At 36.8% G+C, this 261-nt stretch carries 1 protein-coding gene; it reads left to right on the forward strand.

Translation table 11 applies throughout. The features are described 5' to 3' along the window. Nucleotides 1-261 (forward strand): hypothetical protein (locus tag ACYP03_RS26740; RefSeq protein WP_459782769.1); only part of this gene is annotated, 261 nt, incomplete at both ends.

The raw sequence follows: 261 nt of genomic DNA on the forward strand, positions 1-261 counted from the left end.
TACTGTAGATGCGAAAATGCTGGCATTCTCATCAGCATTTCCGTTTGCGATGGCGAACGCTGGTGTCTTAATTGCAGAAGGGCAAGTTGTTTCTAATGTAGCTGATTTTGCATATGAAAAGCTATTTAAGGATGAGAATACCTTTAAAAATGCGATTAAAAATCTTGGTGAAGTTGATGCAACTCTTTCTCAAAAGATGATTGCTACTAATGCCTTTGGTGAAGTTAATATACCATTCTTGAAAAGTTATCTGAAGAGAGC

Source organism: Photobacterium sp. R1, assembly GCF_054600795.1.